A 23,640-nucleotide genomic window follows, 5' to 3' on the forward strand; every position below is an offset into this window, starting at 1 on the left:
GATAGTTCTCCAGCCACAGGAGAACGTTAATGAAACCGCAAGTGTACCACGTCGATGCTTTTACCTCTCAACCGTTTCGCGGCAATTCTGCCGGTGTTGTTTTCCCCGCCGATAATCTCAGTGAAGCGCAAATGCAGCTTATCGCCCGCGAGTTAGGTCATTCGGAAACTGCTTTTCTGCTGCACAGCGACGACAGCGATGTGCGCATCCGCTACTTTACGCCAACGGTTGAAGTGCCAATTTGCGGTCACGCGACGGTGGCTGCGCACTATGTACGTTCAAAGGTATTAGGTTTGGGAAATTGCACGGTCTGGCAAACGTCGCTGGCAGGAAAACATCGTGTGACTATCGAAAAGCAAAATGATGATTATCGTATTTCGCTGGAACAAGGTACGCCAGGCTTTGAGCCACCACTGACAGGTGAAACACGTGCAGCGATTATCAACGCGCTTCATCTCACTGAGGACGATATTCTGCCAGGCTTGCCAATTCAGGTGGCAACAACAGGACACTCAAAAGTGATGATCCCGTTGAAACCAGAAGTGGATATCGACGCCCTTTCGCCTGATCTTGCTGCGTTGACCGCTATCAGCAAACAGATTGGCTGCAATGGTTTCTTCCCGTTCCAGATCCGCCCAGGCAAAAGCGAAACCGACGGTCGCATGTTCTCGCCTGCGATTGGTATTGTGGAAGATCCGGTGACCGGGAATGCCAATGGTCCGATGGGCGCATGGTTAGTACATCACAACGTATTGCCCCACGATGGCAACGTGTTGCGTGTTAAAGGCCATCAGGGGCGCGCATTGGGGCGTGATGGTGTAATTGATGTGACGGTGACAATTCGCGATAACCAACCGGAGAAAGTTACCATTTCCGGCACGGCGGTGATTCTATTCCATGCTGAATGGGCCATTGATTTTTGATGCCGTTGCCTGATGCGCTTCGCTTATCAGGCCTACAACCGGACTAATGTAGGCCGGATAAGGCATTTACGCCACATCCGGCAACCTGACATAAATTATTTTCCCGCCTCCGGGTGCGTATCAAACGCCGCCATCACCAGCGCTAACTCATCCACAGTAAAGCCATGTTTCGCATCATCTACGCCCAGACCAAACTGTTCCTGCATCACGGCATATAACGACGCCACATCTGGTAGATTTCGCTGCTCAACTGCGTGCCCATTTTCATAATGGGTAAAATGAAAATTGGTCAGCGTTAGCTTGCCACCGTCCGGCAAATGGCGACACATCAGCAAATGATGGCGAAAATGCGACTGCGGCCAGTGCGCCGACCAGAAATTGCCTATCACATAATCGCTTTGTTGCTGCTCGCAGAGATCAAAACGGTACATCGACTGCCAGTGCTGATGATGATTAAACTGCAATACCCAATCATCACCCTCTTGCAACAACCGATACTCTCCGTGTGGCGTGGTTTGCATGATATCCGGCATTAAACGAATCGGCGCGGTTAGCGTCTGCCCACCGAAACCGACATCAGCAATCCATTTTTCCCCTTCCAGTTCCACCAACAGCAAACGATGGGTGCGCGGCGGTAATGCTGGCGGATTTGATAACACTACGCGACCTAACAAGCTGCGAACGTTAAACCCCAGCTCGCGTAACACCCGCTCAAACACGCCATTCTGCTCAAAACAGTAACCGCCACGACGGGCTATCACCAGTTTCTCTTCCAGCGATTGATCATCAAGCTGTATTTCCCTCGGCAGCAAAACGTCGAGATTTTCAAACGGAATGGTGCAATTGTGTTTCAGGTGCAATGCACGCAGCGTATCAATATTGGCCGCAGCAGCTCCCAACCAGTTAATACGGGCAAAATAATGATTCAGAATGGGCGTCATCAGGCGTTTCCCTTAGTGGTTTTCTCAACTTATAACCTGGAATAGACGCCGCACTGGCTATTTTGTGCGATCGCGGACATGCATCACGTTCGCAAATCGCCAATCCCGTTAATTTCGTTACTTATTGCGTTACGAGCTACGCTTTTAAAACACCCTTCATAGCGAGGCGATATCGTGAGCCAATTCATTCCCGTCGAATTACACCATGCCAGCTGTCTGTTAAATCATGGCCCAACTGTCATGATCACCAGTTTCGATGAGCAATCCCAGCGGCGTAACATTATGGCAGCAGCCTGGTCGATGCCCGTAGAGTTTGAACCGCCACGCGTGGCGATTGTGGTAGATAAATCGACATGGACCAGGGAGTTGATTGAAGGTAACGGTAAATTTGGCATCGTTATCCCGGGCGTTGCGGCGACTAACTGGACGTGGGCGGTGGGAAGTGTGTCGGGTCGTGAAGAAGATAAGTTTAATTGCTACGGCATTCCGGTAGTGAGAGGCCCGGTGCTTGGTTTGCCGCTGGTCGAGGAAAAATGTCTGGCGTGGATGGAGTGTCGCCTGCTACCTGCGACTTCCGCGCAAGAAAAATACGATACGCTATTTGGCGAAGTGGTATCTGCAGCGGCAGACGCACGAGTATTTGTCGAAGGCCGCTGGCAGTTTGATGATGATAAGCTCAATACGTTGCATCATTTAGGTGCTGGCATGTTTGTTACCAGTGGTAAGCGAGTTACGGCAGGTTAAGCATTACATGCTGTAACCGGGTTTCTTTATCAAAGCCTCCATTTGGGGCGCGATTTCGGCCAGGGCAAGATTACGAAAGCCCGCTCCCCGCAAGGACTGACGCGAGATAGTTTCTGTCCATGGCTGCTTTTCGCATCTTACGTCTTAACCCTGCCTTGAATACCTTATCATTCGTTAAAATATTAATAGCGATGTGCCGTATCCCTGAAAATAATTCTGCGGCGTTTCCTCTTCTTATTTTGCAGTCGTCTTCATTCATTACCACGTCCAGACGCCAGTGCAGCTTATTCTCCACGTGCCAGTGGTTTCGGATTGCTGTGGCGAACTTCTCTGCGGTTAAATCAGCAGAACTGATATAATATCTGACCGTCATTTCTGGCTCTTTCTTTTGTTCTGCTATTATGGACCGAAAGGAGACTGCCACGCATAATTTCTTCAGTCCTTTCCATTCGAACGTGAAATCAATAAGTTCATCAGGGACATCGCAAACAATATGAAGACGGATTTCTTCTCTGCCGTGACTCTTTTCACTAATGGCGTAACTGTCATGTTCTGGATTATTTAATTCTTTCAGTGGAAATTTTTCCTCAAAGGCTTTATTAAGCCGCCCCTGATTTCCTTTTACAGCGAATAAATAATCACCGCCCTGTTTTTGTATCTTCTCTGCAATATCTTTCTGGCAACCCATCGCATCAGTTGTGATGATTTTTCCTTTAATATCCAGCATGTTAAGAAGTTCAGGGATAGGTGTAATTTCATTGGATTTCTCATCCGTCCTGATCTGTCCGATGACCAGACTGTGCATTGTTGAGAACGCACTAATGACATGAATCGCTCCCTTGCGGCGACTCTTGTCATAAGAATGCCGGAGTGTTTTTCCATCAATTGCGATGACGTCTTTATCATCTGAAGAATGGCAGTCACGCATCCAGTTAATAAAGCACTCGTGAAATTTTGCAGGACTGATACAGGATACAACTCTGGCAATGGTATCGTGAACAGGAATACCATTATCAAAATCACCATATTGCTTCAAAAAATCGAGATGTGTTTCCCCAAAATCCTCTATATCTTCCCAGCCTTCTGCACCCGAAATAACGGCACAAATAGTCAACAGTAGAATATCCGATAATTTATGTTCCACTTTCCAGGCTTGTCTGTAATCGGGGATAATAGAAATATGTTCCATCAATTTTTTAAGTTCCATTTTGTTCTCCTTAATTATGTAAGGAGTATTTGATCATGTATAAGCAATAAAAAACAGCTTCAGGTAATGAGGAATATCTCAATTTTTAAACATAAAATGCGAATTATTTAGTACAAAAAAGCAGCGTTACGTGATCTTTCCCTGATATCTTAATCTGCACATAGCCATCTTAACGTTATGCCCCATACATTAGTAATGTAAATTAAGAATTCGGAATATATTAAATTCACTTCATAAATTAATATTGAGAATGATATACACATTAATTATATTGAAGTAATGTTTTAAGAGTTGTAATGCCCATGGAACAGGACTAATTCCAGAAACTCCTGTTGGGCAATAGCGCGTTTATCACCCTACATGCCTCTTACATTTTTTAGCCTTTTCTGTAATGTCGGCAATTGGCTCATTTAATCAGCAATTGTATTGGTATTTGGCGTATTACCCCTGAAACCCATCATGTGCTAGCCCCTCACTATTCATTGAGCCAACCACGCCAGTGTCCACTGCAACCACTGGCGTTCAGAGCGACGAACGAGTGGCGCAAGAGTAGGACTGCAGTCAGGTATCATCAAACCAATAGTGGTTGTTTCCGTCATAATTTCATCAGGTTGCTATTTTGTCGCCAGCCGACTTTATCCCCACATATTTATAGCGGGATTATTTTGCATCGTTACATGATAAAAGGTAGGATTCTGCGCCGACAGTTATACCCATAAAGAATAATGGTGAATCTTGTCATCGCCAGGATGAATAAACATTGTTCATGGCAACTTATATGACTTTTTCATTAAAGCAATCAGGGAGAGCAATGAGTAAACACAACACCGACACTTCAGATCAACACGCCGCGAAACGCCGCTGGCTTAATGCCCACGAAGAGGGGTATCACAAAGCGATGGGCAATCGCCAGGTACAGATGATCGCCATTGGCGGCGCGATTGGTACGGGTTTGTTTTTAGGCGCGGGGGCGCGACTGCAAATGGCGGGGCCCGCACTGGCACTGGTCTATTTGATCTGCGGCCTGTTTTCGTTTTTTATTTTGCGTGCATTGGGTGAGCTGGTGTTACACCGCCCTTCCAGTGGCAGTTTTGTCTCTTATGCCCGTGAGTTTTTGGGTGAGAAGGCCGCTTATGTTGCTGGCTGGATGTACTTCATCAACTGGGCGATGACGGGGATTGTTGATATTACCGCCGTCGCTCTGTATATGCATTACTGGGGCGCGTTTGGCGGCGTGCCGCAGTGGGTCTTTGCGCTCGCTGCACTGACCATCGTTGGCACCATGAATATGATCGGTGTGAAATGGTTTGCGGAGATGGAGTTCTGGTTTGCGCTTATTAAAGTGCTCGCCATTGTAACCTTTTTGGTCGTGGGTACAGTGTTCCTCGGTAGCGGTCAGCCGCTGGATGGCAACACCACTGGCTTTCATTTAATCACCGATAATGGCGGCTTCTTCCCCCACGGTTTGCTGCCTGCGCTGGTGTTGATTCAGGGCGTAGTGTTTGCTTTTGCCTCCATTGAAATGGTGGGTACAGCGGCCGGAGAATGTAAAGATCCGCAGACCATGGTACCTAAAGCGATTAACAGTGTGATTTGGCGTATTGGTCTGTTTTACGTCGGCTCCGTGGTGTTGCTGGTTATGTTATTGCCGTGGAGCGCATATCAGGCGGGGCAAAGTCCGTTCGTGACGTTTTTCTCTAAACTGGGTGTGCCATATATAGGCAGCATTATGAACATTGTGGTGCTGACCGCTGCCCTCTCCAGCCTGAATTCAGGTCTGTACTGCACCGGGCGTATTCTGCGCTCGATGGCGATGGGCGGTTCCGCACCGAGTTTTATGGCGAAAATGAGTCGTCAGCATGTGCCGTATGCCGGGATTCTGGCGACACTGGTTGTGTATGTCGTCGGCGTATTCCTCAACTATCTGGTGCCGTCACGCGTATTTGAGATTGTGTTGAACTTCGCGTCGCTGGGAATCATCGCTTCATGGGCGTTTATCATCGTTTGCCAGATGCGCCTGCGTAAAGCGATTAAAGAAGGCAAAGCAGCGGATGTCAGTTTTAAACTGCCTGGCGCGCCCTTCACTTCCTGGCTGACATTACTGTTTTTACTGAGTGTCCTGGTGCTGATGGCGTTCGATTACCCGAACGGGACTTATACCATCGCGGCGCTGCCGATTATCGGTATTCTGCTGGTTATAGGCTGGTTTGGTGTGCGCAAACGCGTTGCTGAAATTCACAGCACTGCGCCAGTCGTCGAGGAAGATGAAGAAAAACAGGACATTGTGTTTAAGCCTGAAACGGCGAGTTAATTGCAAAATTGCCCGGCTACGTGCCGGGCAAATTCAGACTACTGACGAAGGTGCCGGATGCGGCGTGATAAAAGTCAGGCAATTCTTTCCGTTTTCACCCTCGCCATATCTATTACAGCGCAATACGAATCACATCGTCCGGCTGGGTAGCTTCCTGCTGTTTAGTGGATTTTTGTTTCACACTGACATACAGCGTTTTGCCATCGGCAGACAGCGCCAGACTGTTCGGATGAGTCGGCGTATCGAACGTTTTCACCACTTTATAGCTTTTCGCGTCAATCACACTGACTTTACCTGCCTGACGATGCGTCACGTAGGCTTCATTACGCGCTGGGTTAAACAGCACAGCCAGTGATTCCGGTGCCGCAACCTTCGCCAGAATATTGCCATTACGGGTATCGACCACTAACACTTCTGCCGCTTTAGAATCGGTGATAAATGCACGCTGATTGGTGGTATCAAGGCTGATGTTGATAAAGAAGTGCTCTTTGCCGTCATCCAGCAGCTTTTTACGGCTGAGGATTTTATTGTCGGTGGTGTCGATGGTAATCAATTCGCCGTCAGCGTTAGTGGTGTAAAGACGTTTGCCTTTGCTATCCAGCGCCAGACCGGTACTCATTTTACCGGTGTTCTGGATGGCGGTTTTCAGTTTGATATTCTCGCCATCAACGACCCAAATCACGCTCTCTTTACCAATACCACTGATGTAAACGGTGTTCGTGGTATCGTCAGCTACCAGCTCACGTGGTTGCAACGGGCGTACCTCTTCCGTGCGCTTACGATCATCCAGCACCAGACGTCCTTTCACTTCGCCCGTTTTGGCATCTATCGCCGTGACCGCACTATTTACGGTGTTACCAAACCACAACGTCTGAGTCGTGTTATTGATGGTGGCACCAAACGGCTTGAGATCGTTATGGATCGCCTGCGTCACTTCCAGAGTAACCGGATCAAGACGATAAACCACGCCGCCTTTATCCAGTTTGCGGCTTTGCGAAGTGGCAATCCACAGCGCGTTTTCTTGCTGGCTATAAGCCATTTCGTAGGCACCTTTACCTACCGCTTTACGCAGCATTTCTTCTGCGGCCTGCGTACTGAATGATGAAGCAACGAGCAATGAACCTAACAGTAATGAACCACGCAGGCGCGATGAAAACAGATGACGTAAATGCATGACGACTCCCTTTGATGAACCGATATTTTTGCTGCTTCACAATGCTTCGCTAAGCGTAATCATCGTTACGCCCTTGTTATAAATGGGAATGGTAATCATTATTTTCTCAAATGTGGAGCATTTCTTACCGTTATGACTACAATTTTCTCAATTACTTAACGTATTGTGCCGTTTTGTTTTCCATAAATTTACAATTTTATTACCATGACGGTGTTTTCCCATTCTTAACCTGGCTTTTTTCATGAAGATTTTTTCCGTCCGACAGACCGTTTTGCCCGCACTGCTTGTCCTTTCCCCCGTTGTTTTTGCCGCTGATGAACAGACCATGATTGTCAGTGCCGCACCGCAGGTGGTTTCAGAACTGGATACCCCAGCAGCCGTGAGCGTGGTGGATGGCGAGGAGATGCGCCTGGCAACACCGCGCATTAACTTGTCTGAATCACTGACCGGAGTGCCTGGTTTACAGGTACAAAACCGACAGAACTATGCGCAAGATTTACAGCTGTCGATTCGCGGATTTGGCTCCCGCTCCACTTACGGAATTCGCGGTATTCGCCTGTATGTGGACGGTATTCCCGCTACCATGCCCGACGGACAAGGGCAGACATCTAACATCGATTTAAGCAGTGTGCAAAATGTGGAAGTGCTGCGTGGCCCCTTCTCTGCTCTGTATGGCAACGCGTCTGGCGGTGTAATGAATGTCACCACCCAGACCGGACAACAGCCACCAACCATTGAAGCCAGTAGTTACTACGGCAGTTTTGGCAGCTGGCGCTATGGGCTGAAAGCAACGGGCGCAACGGGCGACGGCACACAACCCGGCGATGTCGATTACACCGTCGCAACCACACGTTTTACGACCCACGGCTATCGTGACCATAGTGGCGCACAGAAAAATTTAGCCAATGCCAAACTGGGCGTACGCATTGATGACGCCAGCAAATTAAGCCTGATTTTCAATAGTGTGGATATCAAAGCAGATGACCCAGGTGGGCTAACCGAAGCAGAATGGAAGGCGAATCCACAACAAGCGCCTCGTGCAGAACAGTACGACATGCGAAAAACCATCAAGCAAACTCAGGCTGGGTTGCGCTATGAGCGTAGCCTGAGCGCACAAGATGATATGAGTGTGATGATGTATGCCGGAGAGCGAGAAACGACCCAGTACCAGTCAATCCCCATGGCCCCGCAACTTAACCCGTCACATGCGGGCGGCGTGATTACCCTGCAACGCCATTACCAGGGGATAGACAGCCGCTGGACACACCGTGGTGAACTGGGCGTTCCAGTCACGTTCACAACCGGCCTGAACTACGAAAACATGAGTGAAAACCGCAAGGGTTACAATAACTTCCGCCTGAATCGCGGCGTGCCGGAATACGGGCAAAAAGGTGAGTTGCGCCGCGACGAACGCAATTTGATGTGGAACGTCGATCCCTATTTACAAACCCAGTGGCAACTGACCGACAAACTTTCGCTGGATGCTGGCGTGCGCTACAGCTCCGTGTGGTTTGATTCCAACGATCATTACGTTACTCCGGGTAACGGCGATGACAGCGGTGATGCCAGTTATCACAAATGGCTACCTGCCGGATCGTTAAAATATGCAATGACCGATGCCTGGAATGTCTATCTGGCAGCCGGGCGCGGTTTTGAAACGCCGACGATTAATGAACTGTCTTATCGCGCTGATGGACAAAGCGGTATGAACTTTGGTTTAAAACCCTCCACCAACGATACAATTGAGATCGGCAGTAAAACGCGTATTGGTGATGGACTGCTTAGTCTCGCATTGTTCCAGACCGACACCGATGATGAAATTGTTGTCGATAGCAGTAGCGGTGGGCGTACGACTTACAAAAATGCCGGAAAGACCCGTCGTCAAGGCGCTGAACTGGCATGGGATCAACGTTTCGCGGGAGATTTTCGCGTAAAAGCGTCCTGGACCTGGCTTGATGCGACCTATCGCAGCAATGTCTGCAATGAACAGGATTGTAACGGTAACCGGATGCCAGGGATCGCCCGTAATATGGGCTTTGCGTCGATAGGTTATATACCGGAAGATGGTTGGTATGCAGGCACGGAAGCGCGTTATATGGGCGATATTATGGCAGATGATGAAAATACGGCCAAAGCGCCTTCTTATACACTCGTCGGCTTATTCACCGGGTATAAATACAATTACCACAATTTAACCGTGGATTTATTTGGTCGTGTCGATAATTTATTCGATAAAGAATACGTTGGTTCTGTCATTGTCAATGAGTCAAACGGGCGATATTACGAACCTGCGCCCGGACGAAATTATGGTGTCGGCATAAATATTGCGTGGCGATTTGAGTAATTATCTTTAAGCCCGGTATTTGCCGGGCGTATTTTATTTATCGGCTGTATTGCTGGCACAACATAGCAACGTTTTTTTGCATAGTGAGGTTTTCGACAGCCAGAGCAACTGCCATTAACTCCAGTTCGTAGCGGATCCGATTGATTTCATTTAATTGACGTTTTCCCACTTCCGGAACTGTAAATGCTTGCGCTGGTGCGACAAAGAGCGCATTTACCGAAACCAGACGTAAGGAACCGGCGCGCCATGCGGACGCGAGGACAGAACCCAACATCGGTTACGCTGCGTTTGTTGCCCCATAATGCTCTCCTGTGCTTTTGGCATGAATCCATCAATAGTAGCAGGCTCACAGGATTGGTTTTGTTTGCAGCCGTCACATCCCCTCTGCAACACGCAATAATTTCATAGAGGAATCCGTTGCTTCGGGCTGTTTTCGATAGTATTGATAACATCATCATCATTATTTTATCGAGGCCAGACATGTCCATCCGTTTTGCCCGCAAAGCCGACTGTGCTGCAATTGCGGAAATTTATAACCACGCCGTGTTGTATACGGCGGCTATCTGGAATGACCAAACGGTGGATGCGGATAACCGCATTGCCTGGTTTGAAGCGCGGACCATAGCAGGTTATCCGGTGCTGGTGAGTGAAGAAGATGGCGTAGTGACGGGATATGCCTCGTTTGGCGACTGGCGTAGTTTTGATGGTTTTCGCCATACCGTGGAACATTCGGTTTATGTCCATCCCGATCATCAGGGGAAAGGTCTGGGGCGTAAATTGTTAAGCCGATTAATTGATGAAGCGCGGGATTGCGGGAAGCATGTCATGGTCGCCGGGATCGAATCGCAAAATCAGGCCTCGCTGCATCTGCACCAGTCGCTGGGATTTGTCGTCACCGCGCAAATGCCGCAGGTAGGCACTAAATTTGGGCGCTGGCTGGATCTGACATTTATGCAGTTGCAACTCGACGAGCGCACTGAACCGGACGCGATTGGATGAATCAGTCACTTACCCTTGCCTTTTTGATTGCAGCCGGGATTGGTCTGGTAGTCCAGAACACGCTGATGGTGCGCATCACCCAGACCTCCTCTACCATTCTCATCGCCATGTTGCTGAACTCACTGGTGGGGATTGTGCTCTTTGTTTCTATTTTATGGTTTAAACAAGGCATGGCGGGGTTTGGCGAACTGGTGTCCAGCGTGCGCTGGTGGACACTTATACCTGGCTTGCTGGGATCGTTTTTTGTCTTCGCCAGTATCAGCGGATATCAGAATGTGGGAGCGGCGACAACTATTGCAGTACTGGTCGCCAGCCAGCTGATTGGCGGTCTGGTGCTGGATATCTTCCGCAGCCATGGCGTACCACTTCGGGCGTTGATCGGCCCAATTTGTGGCGCAATTTTACTTGTGGTTGGCGCCTGGCTGGTGGCCAGACGCTCATTTTAATCAGAGGATGGTACCGCCTTTGGTTAACTGTTCGTGGCGCGCTTCCATATCTTCTTTATGTTTGCGACCGTGATGAGCAATAGCGGTGCGCAAACGCTGCTGCAGGGTGTAGCGATCTTCCCGACTTAACTCCGCGTCATCGCTCAGGGCGATTAATAATTCGTTCATATGGGCAATGACGCTCTCTTCAATCGCGGCATCCACGCGCGCGATGACTTCATCCAGATGCGACATACTTTCTCCTTAGCCACTTGTGAAATTTATCGATTCATCCAAATGATATAAGTCTGCGTGGTGCCGTCAAGCCAGTGCATAAGATTTAAAACAGAGAAAACAACAGCGCCACCGGGAAACTCATCGGCCATGTTGCCCCCACCAGAAAGGCGCTTAAGAGACGGATGCGTTTCTTATCATGAGAAAGAAACCAGGTGATAAGAAATGCGATTGCTGCCATAACCGCATAGAAAACAAGCATGTGTTGATAGAGAGACATGTACGGGCGTCCAGCCAGATGAATAAAACGCGCGCAAATATGCGTCATTTTTTGACGTGCATCAAGTTTTTTTCACCAGTTTGAGAAAAAATCATCAAACAGCAACTTGCCCTTATCCATCTTCAGAATGAGTATTATTGCGGATTTTCTTAACCCGTACTATACACATAGGGGCAATGATAAAAGGTGGCAAAAATGAATGTTTCCAGTAGAACTGTAGTACTGATAAATGTCTTTGCTGCTGTTGGTTTGTTTACTCTTATCTCTATGAGATTTGGCTGGTTTATTTGATGTAGTGATTTTGCACGCAGCACGTACTGTCAGAGAAATCAGTGCTCTGACAGTACGCAAGATCATCTCATACTCTTACGATCTGCAATATTATCCTTAATGTTTAACCATGACGTGGCGGACGACGGTGTAATCCTCCAGCCCATAAAGTGACATATCCTTGCCGTAACCAGAAAGTTTCTGCCCACCGTGCGGCATTTCACTTACCAGCATGAAATGGGTATTGACCCAGGTACAACCATATTGCAGCCGCGCGCTGACGCGATGCGCCCTGCCCACATCTTTCGTCCATACCGAAGATGCAAGTCCGTACTGACTGTCATTCGCCCAGTTCACCACCTGTTCTTCGCTGTCGAAGAGCGTAACACTCACTACCGGACCAAATACCTCTTTTTGCACGATGGCATCATCCTGTAATGCGCCAGCCAGCAGCGTCGGCGCATAGTAATAGCCATTACCCTTGCGCTTTTCACCGCCAGTGATCACTTTGATGTGCCCTGTCGCTTTCGCCTCTTCTACCGCCTTGCTGACGCGTTCGAGATGCGCCAGCGAGCTTAAAGGTCCAAGCTCCGTAGACTCGTCATCCGGCGAACCCGATTTTAACGTTGCCACCGCAGCACCGAGTTTTTCCACCAGCGTATCGTAAATGCCTTTTTGCGCGTAGATCCGACAAGCCGCAGTACAATCCTGTCCGGCATTGTAATAGCCAAAAGTACGTACACCTTCGACCACAGCTTCAATATCCGCATCATCAAAAACAATCACTGGCGCTTTGCCACCAAGTTCCATATGAGTACGCTTAATGGACGGCGCGGTATGGCTGATGATGTGTTCCCCAGTGGCGATAGAACCCGTCAGCGACACCATCCGCACTTTGGGATGTCCGGTCAGCGGATCGCCCACCGTTTTGCCTCTGCCAAACAGCACGTTAATCACGCCAGCCGGGAAGATATCTTTCGCCAGCTCTGCCAACTTCAACGCGGTCAGCGGGGTAATTTCTGATGGTTTAAGCACTACGCAGTTCCCTGCCGCCAGCGCCGGAGCCAGTTTCCACGCAGCCATCATCAGCGGATAATTCCACGGTGCGATAGAAGCCACGACCCCCAACGGATCGCGACGGATCATCGAAGTATGACCTTCAAGATATTCACCTGCCGCCAGACCATTCAGGCAGCGCGCCGCACCGGCGAAAAAGCGAAAGACATCGACAATCGCCGGAATTTCATCATTGAACGCACTATGCAGCGGTTTGCCACAATTACGGGACTCCAGTTCGGCAAAAACCTGACCATTTTCTTCGATAACATCAGCCAGTTTCAGCAGGCATTCCGCACGCGCTTTTGGCGTGGTTTGCCCCCATTCGGCAAATGCTGCATCTGCCGCGCGCACAGCAGCATTGACCTGCTCTGCGGATGCCTCGGCAATCTCCAGTAAAACGTCCCCCGTTGCCGGATTATAGACAGGCTGTTTTTCCCCTTCGCCGCTAACCAGTTCTCCGTTAATCAGTAACTTATGTTGCATAGCATATTCCTGTATCAGTGGTTATTGACCATTGTCGCCTTCGCGGGTTAGCCACCAGGCCCCCAGGATCGGCAAGGTTGTTACCAACATAACCAGCAGTGCCACCACGTTGGTTACCGGTACATCACGCGGTCGCCCAAGCTGATTGAGCAACCACAACGGTAACGTTCGTTCATGACCTGCCGTAAAAGTCGTCACGATGATTTCATCGAACGACAAGGCAAACGCCAGCATTCCTCCAGCCAGTAACGCCGAACTGAGATTCGGCAACACTACGTAGCGGAAGGTTTGCCAGCCATTGGCCCCAAGATCCATTGACGCCTCAACCAGACTCCACGAGGTGCGGCGAAAACGGGCGATGACATTGTTAAACACCACCACTACGCAAAAAGTCGCATGACCGACCACGATGGTGAAAAATCCTGGCTCCAGATTGATGGTTTTAAAGGCGGTTAATAGCGCCAGACCAGTGACAATGCCCGGCAGCGCAATGGGCAGCAACAGTAACAGCGAAATGGCGTTTTTGCCGAAAAAGTCTCGTCGCCACAGCGCGGCAGCTGCCAGCGTCCCTAACACCAGCGCGATTAATGTCGCCAGCGCCGCCACTTTAAGTGACAGTGTCACGGCATCAAGGATATCACTACGCTGTGCTGCCACGCTAAACCAGCGCAGCGTCAGGCCTTGCGGTGGAAAACTAAACGCCGCATCTTCAGTGTTAAACGCATAGGCAGCGATAATCAGGATGGGAAAATGTAGGAAAACCACGCCGCCCCAGGCCGCCAGTTTGAGGAAAAACGGTGCGCGTTCAGAGTGCATCGAACGCTCCCAGACGTTTCACGAACGCCAGGTAAAGTGCGATGAGAACAATCGGCACCAGGGTGAATGCCGCCGCCATCGGCATATTGCCAATCGCCCCCTGCTGGGAATAAACCATATTGCCGATAAAATATCCTGGAGGGCCAACCAGCTGCGGGACAATAAAATCGCCCAGCGTGAGTGAGAAGGTAAAGATAGAGCCAGCGGCAATACCCGGGATTGCCAGCGGCAGCACCACATAGCGAAAGGTTTGTCGTGGACGTGCGCCAAGATCAGCCGACGCCTGCAACAATGACGGCGGCAAACGCTCAAGCGCCGCCTGCACCGGGAGGATCATGAACGGCAACCAGATATAGAGAAACACCAGAAAGCGCCCCAGCCCGGAAGTTGACAGCGTATTACCTCCCACCGCCGGTAGCGTGAGGAACGCAGTCAGCAGTGGTTCCAGCCCCAGATGTTGTAAAAACCACTGCGCCACGCCATCTTTTGCCAGCAATAACGTCCAGGCATAGGCTTTAACAATGTAGCTCGCCCACATCGGCAACATTACCGCGATATAAAAAAACGCTTTCATTTTCCCGCTGGTATAGCGCGCCATATACCACGCCATTGGAAAAGCCAGAATGGCGCTGGCGATAGTGACTGCCACAGCCATGGTCAGCGTGCGGACAATGATGTCGTAATTCGCCGGATTAAACAGCGCGCGGATATTCGCCAGCGTCAGTTCCGGCGTTACCGACATGGTGAAATCGTCAAAGGTATAAAAGCCCTGCCATAACAGCGTCAGCAGCGAGCCGAAATAGACAATGCCAAACCACATTAGCGGGCCAAGCAGCAGCAAAAACAGCCCCAGCCCCGGATTACGCCAGAAGAAACCGGACACCTTACCCAGACCTGGACGTGAAGGTGATTGCAATACGTTCATCGCCATTCACCTCTCCTCAACCAGCGCCACCATCACATCACGTGACCAGGAAACCATCACCTGTTGTCCGGGCGTGAGCGTGGCAGGTAGCTCTTCGCCTGTCATATTGGCCTGACTCACCAGCAGTTTTTCACCGCCGTTCAATTTCAGTTCAAAACGGGTCGCTGCGCCCTGATATTGCACCGCCTGGATCGTGCCATTAGCCTGCATTTCGCCATGGGTGTTGAGGCGGATATGTTCCGGTCGTAGTGCGAAGCTTCCCGTCATGCCACAAAGTTTCTCGGCCATTAGCGGATCAAAAACGTTGGATGTCCCGACGAATCCCGCAACAAACGGCGTGCGCGGGCGCATATAGAGATCGCGCGGAGAATCGACCTGTTCAATGCGTCCATTATTGAAAACCGCCACCCGATCGGACATCGATAACGCTTCGCCCTGATCGTGGGTAACGAAGATAAAAGTGATACCGAGAGACTGTTGCAGCTTTTTCAGCTCAAGCTGCATTTGCTCTCGCAATTTGAGATCCAGCGCGCCGAGCGGTTCATCCAGCAACAACACACGCGGTTCGTTCACCAGTGCTCTGGCGATAGCAACCCGCTGGCGCTGACCACCAGAAAGTTGTGACGGTTTACGTTGCTGTACAAACCCCAACGCCACTTTCTCAAGCGCCTCTTGCGCCATTGCATGCCGCTGCTTTTTATTCACGCCTTTGACCATCAGCCCGTAGGCTACGTTGTCAAGAATCGACATATGCGGAAATAGCGCGTAGTCCTGGAAGACAGTATTCACGTCCCGCTCCCACGGTGGCAGATTGCTGGCGGGCGTACCAAAAATAGAGATAGCCCCGCCGGAAAGCTGTTCGAATCCAGCAATCAGGCGCAGGCAAGTGGTTTTGCCGGAGCCGGACGGCCCCAGCATAGAGAAGAACTCACCATCTTTTATCGCAATACTGACGCCATCTACTGCGCGCACGTCACCGTACAACCGTGAGACGTTGTCAAACTCCACTGCGTACGTCATAAAACACCCCAGCGAAGTTAGCGACCGCCCATAATGGCAATGTAATCCTGCGTCCAGCGACTGTAGGGAACAAACTTGCCCCCTTCTGCTACAGGCGTTTTCCAGAAGGCGATTTTATCGAAATAGTTAAAACCGTTTGTTTCACAACCTTTCTCGCCTAATAACGGACTGGCTTTACACCCTTGCGGCACTACTGGTAACGAGCCAAACCAGGCCGCCACATCGCCCTGCACTTTTGGGGTTAATGACCAGTTCATCCATTTGTAGGCGCAAACCGGATGTTTCGCTTCGCTATGTAGCATGGTGGTGTCAGCCCAACCGGTAACGCCCTCCTTCGGGAAAACGGTAGCGACAGGCTGGCCTTCGGCTTTCAGGGCGTTGGCCTGATAGGGCCATGCACTGGAAGCAACCACACCCTCGTTTTTGAAATCGCTCATTTGCACGGTAGTGTCATGCCAGTAGCGATGGATCAAACTATGTTGATCGCGCAGCACTTTCAGCACCGCCTGGTACTGTTCTTCGGTGAGTTGATACGGATCACTGATGCCCAACTGCGGCTGAGTGGCTTTAACGAACAACGCAGCGTCCGCAATGTAGATAGGGCCATCATAAGCCTGAACGCGGCCTTTATTGCTCTTGCCGTCCGGCAGATTCTGCTCAACAAAAACCACTTGCCAGCTATCCGGCGGCGTCGGGAAGGTTTTAGTGTTGTACATCAACAGGTTCGGACCCCATTGGTAAGGTGTGCCATAAACTTTGCCACTAACGTTAAACCAGTCGCCTTTAACCACGCGCGGATCGAGCGTTTTCCAGTTGGGAATCAAGGCGGTATTAATTGGCTGCACGCGTTTGCCCATAATCAAACGCAGCGAGGCATCGCCGGATGCCGTAACCAGATCGTAACCCCCTTTGGCCATCAGACTGACCATTTCATCGGAAGTCGCGGCGGTTTTAACATTCACCGCGCAGCCTGTCTCTTTTTCGAATTGCGTTACCCAGTCGTACTGTTTATCAGTTTGTCCGCGTTCGATGTATCCCGGCCAGGCGATAATATCCAGTCGCCCTTCCGGATTCTCTAAATTGGTAGGCGGTTCGGCGGCGTGAGCGGTCATTATTGTCATGCTGAGCGCACACAGGCTGCTGCGGGCAAATGTCTTGCTCATAAGGTCTTACTCCTGTCGTAATTAATTGTTCAGCCGCCGTGCCGTAAAAATATCTCCTTGTTTAACCATAGACGGCGGCTTGCAGGCACACCTTCGGCCCTGAGAAAATTTAATCAGGTTGTGAGCTACCGCGCATTATGCCGTCTGTAAGGTTATCTTCTGGAGTATAGACAAGGAGTTAGGATATATGACTGCTATTCGAAATTCATATTACCCAACCTGAGAGGAATTAAATTAAACGCTATTACAGCCGTTCTTGAATAAGTTTGCCTAATTGTTTTACCGCCTGTTCTTCACGTTCTCCCCACTGCCACGCGGTATTAAAACGAAAAAAACGTGACCAGTTTTCACCGGTAGAAAACATATTACCCGGCGCAATACTGATATGATGCGTCAGTGCCACCAGGCTTAATTCTCCTGCATCTAACGGCTCGGGGAGCTCCAGCCAGAGAAAATAACCGCTGTCATTGTGATGAATTTTGACTTCCGCAGGCAGATAACGCAGCAAAGCCTGCCAGGCGCGTTGTTTACGTTCCGCAAGCTGGCGACGCAGGCGACGAAGATGAGCATCGTATCGGCGAGTAGAAAGGTAATCCACCAGCGCAAGCTGCATCGGTGAGCTGGTGGAAAGCGTACTCATCAACTGCAAGCGTTGAATTTTACGTGCATGTTTTCCGGCGGCGACCCAACCAATACGAAAACCAGGCACCAGACATTTCGAAAACGAAGAGCAATGCAAAACACCATCGTGGCGATCCCACGCTTTCGCAGGCAGCGGTTTTTCCCGTCCAAAATAAAGTTCGCTATAAACGTCATCTTCAATCAGCGTTACGTTGTACTGATTGAGCAACGCTACCAGCCGCACTTTTTTCTGCGGCGTTAAGGTAAATCCAAGTGGGTTCTGGCTATTAGTCATCAGCCAGCACGCTTTCACCGGATACTCCTGCAACGCCAGTTCCAGCGCCTGAAGATCGATCCCTTCTTTAATATCCGTCGCTACCGATAACGCCTTCAGCCGTAACCGCTCCAGCGCCTGCAACGCGCCGTAGAAACAAGGATTCTCTACTATCACCCAATCGCCCGGTTCAGTTACCGCTTGCAAACTGAGGTTTAATGCCTCTAACGCCCCGGCGGTAATGACAATTTCATCAGGAGAAATGGTGATGCCCTGTAAGGCATAGCGACGAGCAATAGCCTGACGCAGTTCTGCGTTTCCTGGCGGTAAGTTTTCAATCACGCTCATCGCCGTGGCGGTTTTGCTTACCTGCGCCAGCGAGCGGTTTAGTTGTTGGAGGGGGAAAAGTCGCGGGTCGGGAAAGGCCGAGGCAAACGGAACTACCGACGGATCGCGACTGGCCTGCAACATATCAAAAATATAGGTGTTGATATCGACTGCTTCATCTCGTGTGACTGGAATGACTGTCGCTTTCGGCATTTTTATTGCCTGTGGCGCAACGTAATAACCCGATTGCGGTCGCGCGATAATATATCCCTGACTTTCGAGCAACTGATAGGCATGGCTGACAGTCATAAAGCTCATGCCAGAAAGCGCCACCTGGTCACGCAACGAAGGCAAACGATCGCCGGGTTGCCAGATACCCGACGCAATCTGCTCGCGTAATTGTTCTGCAAGCTGCTGGTATTTTTTCATTATCGAATCGTAATTATGTGCAGATGATTCGGCAGTCTATATCAGTTGTTAAAAATGACAACTTTTCGTTAACTGTAATTAAACCATCACCAGCGATAACTCTTTGCCAAGCGCCTTAGCCGCGAGCTGGACGGCGTCGATTTTTGTCGCATGGTGCAAATTAAATAGGCGAGTAATCTCCTGTTTATGTTTGCCAATTCGCCTGGCTAACTCTTGCTGAGTGATTTCTGACTGTAAAAAAGCATTTAACAGCAATACATTAGAGGCGACGCTCAAAGGCACTTCAATAAAGTGATCGTGACTATTTAATGGCGAAGTTTACCTCCGTGTGTAATGTGCTCGAAAATAGCACTAAATCGCCGCAACGGCAGAATTCAATGCAAAATCAGGAAGGAAGATTCCAGAATTTCTTTGCTCTAATTTGCAAAACTGAATAATAACCTCAAGAAACGATCGGCATCATAGCGGCAAAAGGTTAGAAAAAGGTGGCGGGATGTTTTCGAAGGCGTTATCGGTTGTCTTATTAACGTGTGCACTGTTCTCAGGACAACTCATGGCAGGGCACAAAGGACATGAATTTATGTGGGTAAAGAATGTGGATCATCAGCTGCGTCATGAAGCGGACAGCGATGAATTGCGTGCTGTGGCGGAAGAGTCGGCGGAAGGTTTGCGCGAGCATTTTTACTGGCAAAAATCGCGCAAACCAGAAGCGGGACAGCGTTGAGTCATTTGTTGCCGGATGCGGCATGACGCCTTACCCGGCAGGCAATATCATGCAGATTTGATGAGTGGTGAGTAACCCGAAAACTGGCGTTTTACCCTTTTCGCTTCGGCAATGTTTTCAGCAGATCATCCGGACTTACGGATGCCACTACGCTTCCCGGTAACGGCATTTTCAGTATGTGATTTTTGATTTTGCCAATGACGTGCATCTCGCATGGGCGGCAATCAAACTTTAGCGTTAATACTTCATCGCCGTTAACCAGTTGCATTGGCGTCGCCTTCCAGCTTTTGATATTGCCTTTCGCCTGTTTCGGGCACAGATTGAAGGCAAAGCGCAGACAATGCTTGGTGATCATCACCGGGACTTCGCCCTTCTCTTCATGTGTCTCATACGCCGCGTCAATCAGTTGCACACCATAGCGATGATAAAATTCACGCGCTTTCTGGTTGTATACGTTCGCGAGGAAACTCAGATGCGTTTGCGGATAAACCGGCGCAGGATCAGCAACCGGTTTACGGCTGCCGCGCTGGTAACTGGCAAGACGCGCAGCATCAAGCATATCGGCGGCTTCACGGCGGAACTGGTTTAACAGACTGTTTGGTACAAACAGCGCCCCCGGCAAATTAATTTGCACATTGCGGGCGTAATAGATGGTTTGCCCCAGTTTTGTCAGACCATCCTTCAGATTGTTCATTGCTTTTTCGGCGTTATTGGCTTCGTCGAACTGCCCGTCCAGCGTATGCGTGACGCTGACGCCCTCTTCACTGGTCAGGGTCAGAATCAGTTGTTCCTGCCAGCCGCCCAGTTCAATGTCTACCGCCACCCGACGTTCGCTGGAGGTTTTTGTCAGTGCCTGGTGCCAGTTATGATCAAGATTACGGTTTAGTGGGTGATGCGGGCGAATTTTGTGCAAATCTGCTGGCATTTCATTTGGCCAGACGCGGTACTGATTTTCTCCGGTTTTCTCTACCGTATTGGCACGAAAACCGACGACTTCACGTTTAATCATCACGTTCAGGCCATCGCCATTTGCCAGTGGCTCGGTAACGGCAACATCAATATGATCTTTCGCTACTTTCAATACTTCGCCCACCGGCAGGCCGATAAATTTCGGCGAATCGAACGCGCCAATATCGCCTTTACGGGCATTCACAAAATAATCTGTGCTACCACGGTGGAAAGTCTTTTCCGTCGATGGAACAAAGAAATGTTCAGTACGACCTGATGAAGCGCGCGCCAGATCGCCACGTTCTTCAATAATGGCATCCAGCATCTGGCGATAATGGGCGGTGATATTCTTCACGTAGCTCATATCTTTGTAACGCCCTTCAATCTTGAAGGAGCGTACGCCAGCATCAATCAGCGCGCCGAGGTTGGCAGTCTGATCGTTATCTTTCATCGACAGCAGATGTTTTTCATAGGAAACCACCCGCCCCTGATCGTCTTTCAATGTGTATGGCAAACGGCACGCCTGCGAGCAATCGCCACGGTTGGCGCTACGCCCTGTTTGCGCATGAGAAATGTAGCACTGACCCGAATAGGCCACGCACAATGCGCCATGAATAAAGAATTCAATGGTCGCGTTCGTGGCCTGGTGAATCGCGCGGATCTGCTCAAGATTCAGTTCTCGCGCCAGCACAATCTGCGTGAAGCCAACATCAGAGAGGAACTTCGCTTTTTCTACTGTACGAATATCGCACTGCGTACTGGCGTGCAGTTCAATCGGCGGAATATCAAGTTCCAGAATCCCCATATCCTGAACAATCAGCGCATCGACACCGGTCTGGTAGAGGTCAGTAATCAGCCGTTGCGCGGGTTCCAGCTCATCATCATGCAAAATGGTGTTAAGCGTGACGAAAATTTTTGCACCATAACGATGGGCAAACGGCACCAACTCGGCAATATCTTTCAGGCTATTACTGGCATTATGACGGGCACCAAAACCAGGGCCGCCGATATAAACAGCATCGGCACCGTGCAAAATAGCTTCGCGGGCAATGGCGGCATCGCGTGCCGGGCTTAACAGTTCAAGACGATGAGAAGATACGGTCACTTTCTTATCCAGTAGCTGAAAAATGGCGGCTATTTTAGCCACAAGCGCGACGTTGCGAAATAGTTTTCCCGCTTAACTGCGCGGGTAATGGATGAGGGAATGAAAATGTACGGTTTGCTCCCCACCATTACGATAGACATGCGTGACGTCTGCAGCAAATCGAACGCCTTCCCCACAATTAAGGCTCTGCCATTCACCATCAACACACAGATCAAGTTGTCCATCAATGACGACGACATGTTCGATTACCCCCTTTTCATGGGGCATCGATTCGCTTATTGCACCGGGTGCCATCTGAATCGAGAAGTGTTCAAAGCAGAGTTGTGGATCATAAGGAAACAGCGAAGTGATCACCATCGCCTGCCGTTGTGGATCATAAACTGAAGGCGTAGCGGACTGCGGCGGAGAAATAAATGTTGAAAATGGCACGTTCAACCCGGTGGCAATTTTCCATAATGTCGCGACCGTCGGGCTGGATTCATTACGCTCAATCTGCCCTAACATCGCTTTAGAAACGCCCGTCGCTTCTGCCAGTCGCGAAAGACTCCAGCCGCGCTGCTGACGTAGTTGTTTAAGTGTGGTGGATAAAAAACGAGCGAGATTTTCCATGCGACTCCTCCGGCAAAACGGAAGTTTATCACTTGTGCGTTATAACGGACAAATGCTACGGTACCTGTACGTTATAACGCACGAGGTGACTATGCGTCTGTTTTCTATTCCTCCACCCACGCTACTGGCGGGGTTTCTGGCGGTATTAATTGGCTACGCCAGTTCAGCGGCAATAATCTGGCAAGCAGCGATTGTCGCCGGAGCCACCACTGCACAAATCTCTGGCTGGATGACGGCGCTGGGGCTGGCAATGGGCGTCAGTACGCTGACTCTGACATTATGGTATCGCGTACCTGTTCTCACCGCATGGTCAACGCCTGGCGCGGCTTTGTTGGTCACCGGATTGCAGGAACTAACACTTAACGAAGCCATCGGCGTTTTTATTGTCACCAACGCGTTAATAGTCCTCTGCGGCATAACGGGACTCTTTGCTCGTCTGATGCGCATTATTCCGCACTCGCTTGCGGCGGCAATGCTTGCCGGGATTTTATTACGTTTTGGTTTACAGGCGTTTGCCAGTCTGGATGGTCAATTTACGTTGTGTGGCAGTATGTTGCTGGCATGGCTGGCAGCCAAGGCCGTTGCGCCGCGCTATGCGGTAATTGCCGCGATGATTATTGGGATCGTCATCGTTACCGCGCAAGGTGACGTTGTTACAACTGATATTGTCTTTAAACCCGTTCTCCCCACTTATATTACCCCTGATTTTTCGTTTGCTCACAGTCTGAGCGTTGCACTCCCCCTTTTTCTGGTGACGATGGCATCGCAAAACGCACCGGGTATCGCAGCAATGAAAGCAGCCGGGTATTCGGCTCCTGTTTCGCCGTTGATTGTGTTTACTGGATTGCTGGCACTGTTTTTTTCCCCTTTCGGCGTTTATTCCGTCGGTATTGCGGCAATCACCGCGGCTATTTGCCAAAGCCCGGAAGCGCATCCGGATAAAGATCAACGTTGGCTGGCCGCTGCCGTTGCCGGCATTTTTTATTTGATCGCAGGTCTGTTTGGTAGTGCCATTACCGGGATGATGGCTGCCCTGCCCGTAAGTTGGATCCAGATGCTGGCAGGTCTTGCGCTGTTGAGTACCATTGGCGGCAGTTTGTATCAGGCGCTGCATAATGAGCGTGAGCGCGACGCGGCGGTGGTGGCATTTCTGGTAACGGCAAGTGGATTGACGCTGTTCGGGATTGGTTCTGCGTTTTGGGGATTAATTGCCGGAGGCGTTTGTTACGTGGTGTTGAATTTAATCGCTAACAGAAACCGATAATAAAAAGCGCCATCTAACGAT

Annotated in this window: 22 protein-coding genes and 2 pseudogenes; 9 read left to right on the forward strand and 15 right to left on the reverse strand. The window is 50.0% G+C overall.

All coding sequences use genetic code 11. The features are described from left to right. Positions 1 to 29 precede the first annotated feature (29 nt). Complete coding sequence (locus ACJHX4_RS23185; RefSeq protein ID WP_000804430.1) at positions 30 to 923, forward strand: PhzF family isomerase; 894 nt, start codon at positions 30 to 32, stop codon at positions 921 to 923. Between the two features lie 95 nt (positions 924 to 1,018). Here ACJHX4_RS23185 and nhoA read toward each other — a convergent pair whose 3' ends face one another. Beyond that, positions 1,019 to 1,864, reverse strand: a complete 846-nt coding sequence (nhoA, locus tag ACJHX4_RS23190; protein WP_000187880.1) for an N-hydroxyarylamine O-acetyltransferase — start codon at positions 1,862 to 1,864, stop codon at positions 1,019 to 1,021. A gap of 174 nt (positions 1,865 to 2,038) precedes the next feature. Here nhoA and ACJHX4_RS23195 point away from each other — a divergent pair, with 174 nt between their 5' ends. After that, positions 2,039 to 2,608: a flavin reductase family protein gene (locus ACJHX4_RS23195; protein WP_000077275.1), complete on the forward strand. Its 570-nt coding sequence runs from the start codon at positions 2,039 to 2,041 to the stop codon at positions 2,606 to 2,608. 70 nt (positions 2,609 to 2,678) lie between these two features. On the opposite strand, the gene ACJHX4_RS23200 is transcribed toward ACJHX4_RS23195, so the two are convergent. After that, positions 2,679 to 3,815: an ISAs1-like element ISEc1 family transposase gene (locus ACJHX4_RS23200; protein ID WP_000420759.1), complete on the reverse strand. Its 1,137-nt coding sequence runs from the start codon at positions 3,813 to 3,815 to the stop codon at positions 2,679 to 2,681. An 811-nt stretch (positions 3,816 to 4,626) separates the two neighbouring features. Here ACJHX4_RS23200 and ansP point away from each other — a divergent pair. Further along, positions 4,627 to 6,126 carry an L-asparagine permease gene (gene ansP / locus ACJHX4_RS23205; protein WP_001296060.1) on the forward strand — a complete coding sequence of 500 codons (1,500 nt, stop codon included), beginning with the start codon at positions 4,627 to 4,629 and terminating at the stop codon, positions 6,124 to 6,126. Between the two features lie 112 nt (positions 6,127 to 6,238). Here ansP and ACJHX4_RS23210 read toward each other — a convergent pair whose 3' ends face one another. Beyond that, positions 6,239 to 7,300 (reverse strand): YncE family protein, encoded by a 1,062-nt coding sequence (locus ACJHX4_RS23210; RefSeq protein ID WP_000550656.1) that lies wholly within the window; start codon positions 7,298 to 7,300, stop codon positions 6,239 to 6,241. A gap of 241 nt (positions 7,301 to 7,541) precedes the next feature. On the opposite strand from ACJHX4_RS23210, the gene pqqU reads away from it, so the two are divergent. After that, a complete protein-coding gene (gene pqqU, locus ACJHX4_RS23215; RefSeq protein WP_000689332.1) occupies positions 7,542 to 9,644 on the forward strand; it encodes a TonB-dependent receptor PqqU in 2,103 nt (700 codons plus the stop codon). Positions 9,645 to 9,720: 76 nt separating this feature from the next. Here the strand turns inward: pqqU and ACJHX4_RS23220 are convergent. Beyond that, positions 9,721 to 9,888: pseudogene (locus ACJHX4_RS23220) on the reverse strand (GntR family transcriptional regulator); the annotation flags it as partial. A 236-nt stretch (positions 9,889 to 10,124) separates the two neighbouring features. Between ACJHX4_RS23220 and ACJHX4_RS23225 the strand changes: the two are divergent. Together ACJHX4_RS23225 and ACJHX4_RS23230 are read left to right on the forward strand one after the other, a co-directional pair. Beyond that, positions 10,125 to 10,643 carry a GNAT family N-acetyltransferase gene (locus ACJHX4_RS23225; protein WP_000027563.1) on the forward strand — a complete coding sequence of 173 codons (519 nt, stop codon included), beginning with the start codon at positions 10,125 to 10,127 and terminating at the stop codon, positions 10,641 to 10,643. Then, a complete protein-coding gene (locus ACJHX4_RS23230) occupies positions 10,640 to 11,089 on the forward strand; it encodes a DMT family transporter (protein WP_001076540.1) in 450 nt (149 codons plus the stop codon). The genes ACJHX4_RS23225 and ACJHX4_RS23230 overlap by 4 nt, the downstream gene beginning before the upstream one ends. On the opposite strand, the gene ydcY is transcribed toward ACJHX4_RS23230, so the two are convergent. Next, positions 11,090 to 11,323, reverse strand: coding sequence for a DUF2526 family protein YdcY (gene ydcY / locus ACJHX4_RS23235; RefSeq protein ID WP_000018631.1), 234 nt, complete (start codon positions 11,321 to 11,323; stop codon positions 11,090 to 11,092). An 85-nt stretch (positions 11,324 to 11,408) separates the two neighbouring features. After that, the gene (gene ortT / locus ACJHX4_RS23240; RefSeq protein WP_001468162.1) at positions 11,409 to 11,582 is read right to left on the reverse strand and encodes an orphan toxin OrtT; all 174 of its coding nucleotides are present in this window, start codon (positions 11,580 to 11,582) and stop codon (positions 11,409 to 11,411) included. Positions 11,583 to 11,777: 195 nt separating this feature from the next. On the opposite strand from ortT, the gene yncL reads away from it, so the two are divergent. Next, complete coding sequence (yncL, locus tag ACJHX4_RS23245) at positions 11,778 to 11,873, forward strand: stress response membrane protein YncL (protein WP_001303494.1); 96 nt, start codon at positions 11,778 to 11,780, stop codon at positions 11,871 to 11,873. 96 nt (positions 11,874 to 11,969) lie between these two features. Here the strand turns inward: yncL and patD are convergent, their stop codons facing one another. The 7 genes and pseudogenes from patD to hicB form a co-directional block, all read right to left on the reverse strand. Continuing rightward, positions 11,970 to 13,394, reverse strand: coding sequence for an aminobutyraldehyde dehydrogenase (gene patD / locus ACJHX4_RS23250; protein ID WP_001163910.1), 1,425 nt, complete (start codon positions 13,392 to 13,394; stop codon positions 11,970 to 11,972). 21 nt (positions 13,395 to 13,415) lie between these two features. After that, positions 13,416 to 14,210, reverse strand: coding sequence for an ABC transporter permease (locus tag ACJHX4_RS23255; RefSeq protein WP_000555458.1), 795 nt, complete (start codon positions 14,208 to 14,210; stop codon positions 13,416 to 13,418). Then, positions 14,200 to 15,141 (reverse strand): ABC transporter permease, encoded by a 942-nt coding sequence (locus ACJHX4_RS23260; RefSeq protein WP_001251325.1) that lies wholly within the window; start codon positions 15,139 to 15,141, stop codon positions 14,200 to 14,202. The genes ACJHX4_RS23255 and ACJHX4_RS23260 overlap by 11 nt, the downstream gene beginning before the upstream one ends. After that, a complete protein-coding gene (locus ACJHX4_RS23265; RefSeq protein WP_000220422.1) occupies positions 15,142 to 16,155 on the reverse strand; it encodes an ABC transporter ATP-binding protein in 1,014 nt (337 codons plus the stop codon). It lies immediately after the preceding gene. A gap of 17 nt (positions 16,156 to 16,172) precedes the next feature. After that, positions 16,173 to 17,318 carry a putative ABC transporter substrate-binding protein YdcS gene (ydcS, locus tag ACJHX4_RS23270; RefSeq protein ID WP_000047436.1) on the reverse strand — a complete coding sequence of 382 codons (1,146 nt, stop codon included), beginning with the start codon at positions 17,316 to 17,318 and terminating at the stop codon, positions 16,173 to 16,175. 244 nt (positions 17,319 to 17,562) lie between these two features. Next, a complete protein-coding gene (locus ACJHX4_RS23275) occupies positions 17,563 to 18,969 on the reverse strand; it encodes a PLP-dependent aminotransferase family protein (protein WP_000760639.1) in 1,407 nt (468 codons plus the stop codon). Positions 18,970 to 19,047: 78 nt separating this feature from the next. Then, positions 19,048 to 19,284: pseudogene (gene hicB, locus ACJHX4_RS23280) on the reverse strand (type II toxin-antitoxin system antitoxin HicB); the annotation flags it as partial. A gap of 178 nt (positions 19,285 to 19,462) precedes the next feature. Between hicB and ACJHX4_RS23285 the strand changes: the two are divergent. Next, a complete protein-coding gene (locus ACJHX4_RS23285) occupies positions 19,463 to 19,693 on the forward strand; it encodes a DUF2554 family protein (protein ID WP_000491567.1) in 231 nt (76 codons plus the stop codon). 91 nt (positions 19,694 to 19,784) lie between these two features. Here the strand turns inward: ACJHX4_RS23285 and rlhA are convergent, their stop codons facing one another. Next, entirely contained in the window at positions 19,785 to 21,746 is a 1,962-nt protein-coding gene (gene rlhA, locus ACJHX4_RS23290) for a 23S rRNA 5-hydroxycytidine C2501 synthase (protein WP_024187592.1), read from the reverse strand. A 72-nt stretch (positions 21,747 to 21,818) separates the two neighbouring features. Beyond that, positions 21,819 to 22,355, reverse strand: a complete 537-nt coding sequence (gene sutR / locus ACJHX4_RS23295) for a DNA-binding transcriptional regulator SutR (RefSeq protein ID WP_000429158.1) — start codon at positions 22,353 to 22,355, stop codon at positions 21,819 to 21,821. Between the two features lie 52 nt (positions 22,356 to 22,407). On the opposite strand from sutR, the gene ydcO reads away from it, so the two are divergent. After that, positions 22,408 to 23,619 (forward strand): BenE family transporter YdcO, encoded by a 1,212-nt coding sequence (gene ydcO, locus ACJHX4_RS23300; protein ID WP_023141550.1) that lies wholly within the window; start codon positions 22,408 to 22,410, stop codon positions 23,617 to 23,619. The last annotated feature ends 21 nt before the right edge of the window (positions 23,620 to 23,640 follow it).

It is taken from the genome of Escherichia sp. WS2035 (assembly GCF_046487065.1).
In the GTDB taxonomy this organism is placed as follows: Bacteria; Pseudomonadota; Gammaproteobacteria; order Enterobacterales; family Enterobacteriaceae; genus Escherichia; species Escherichia coli.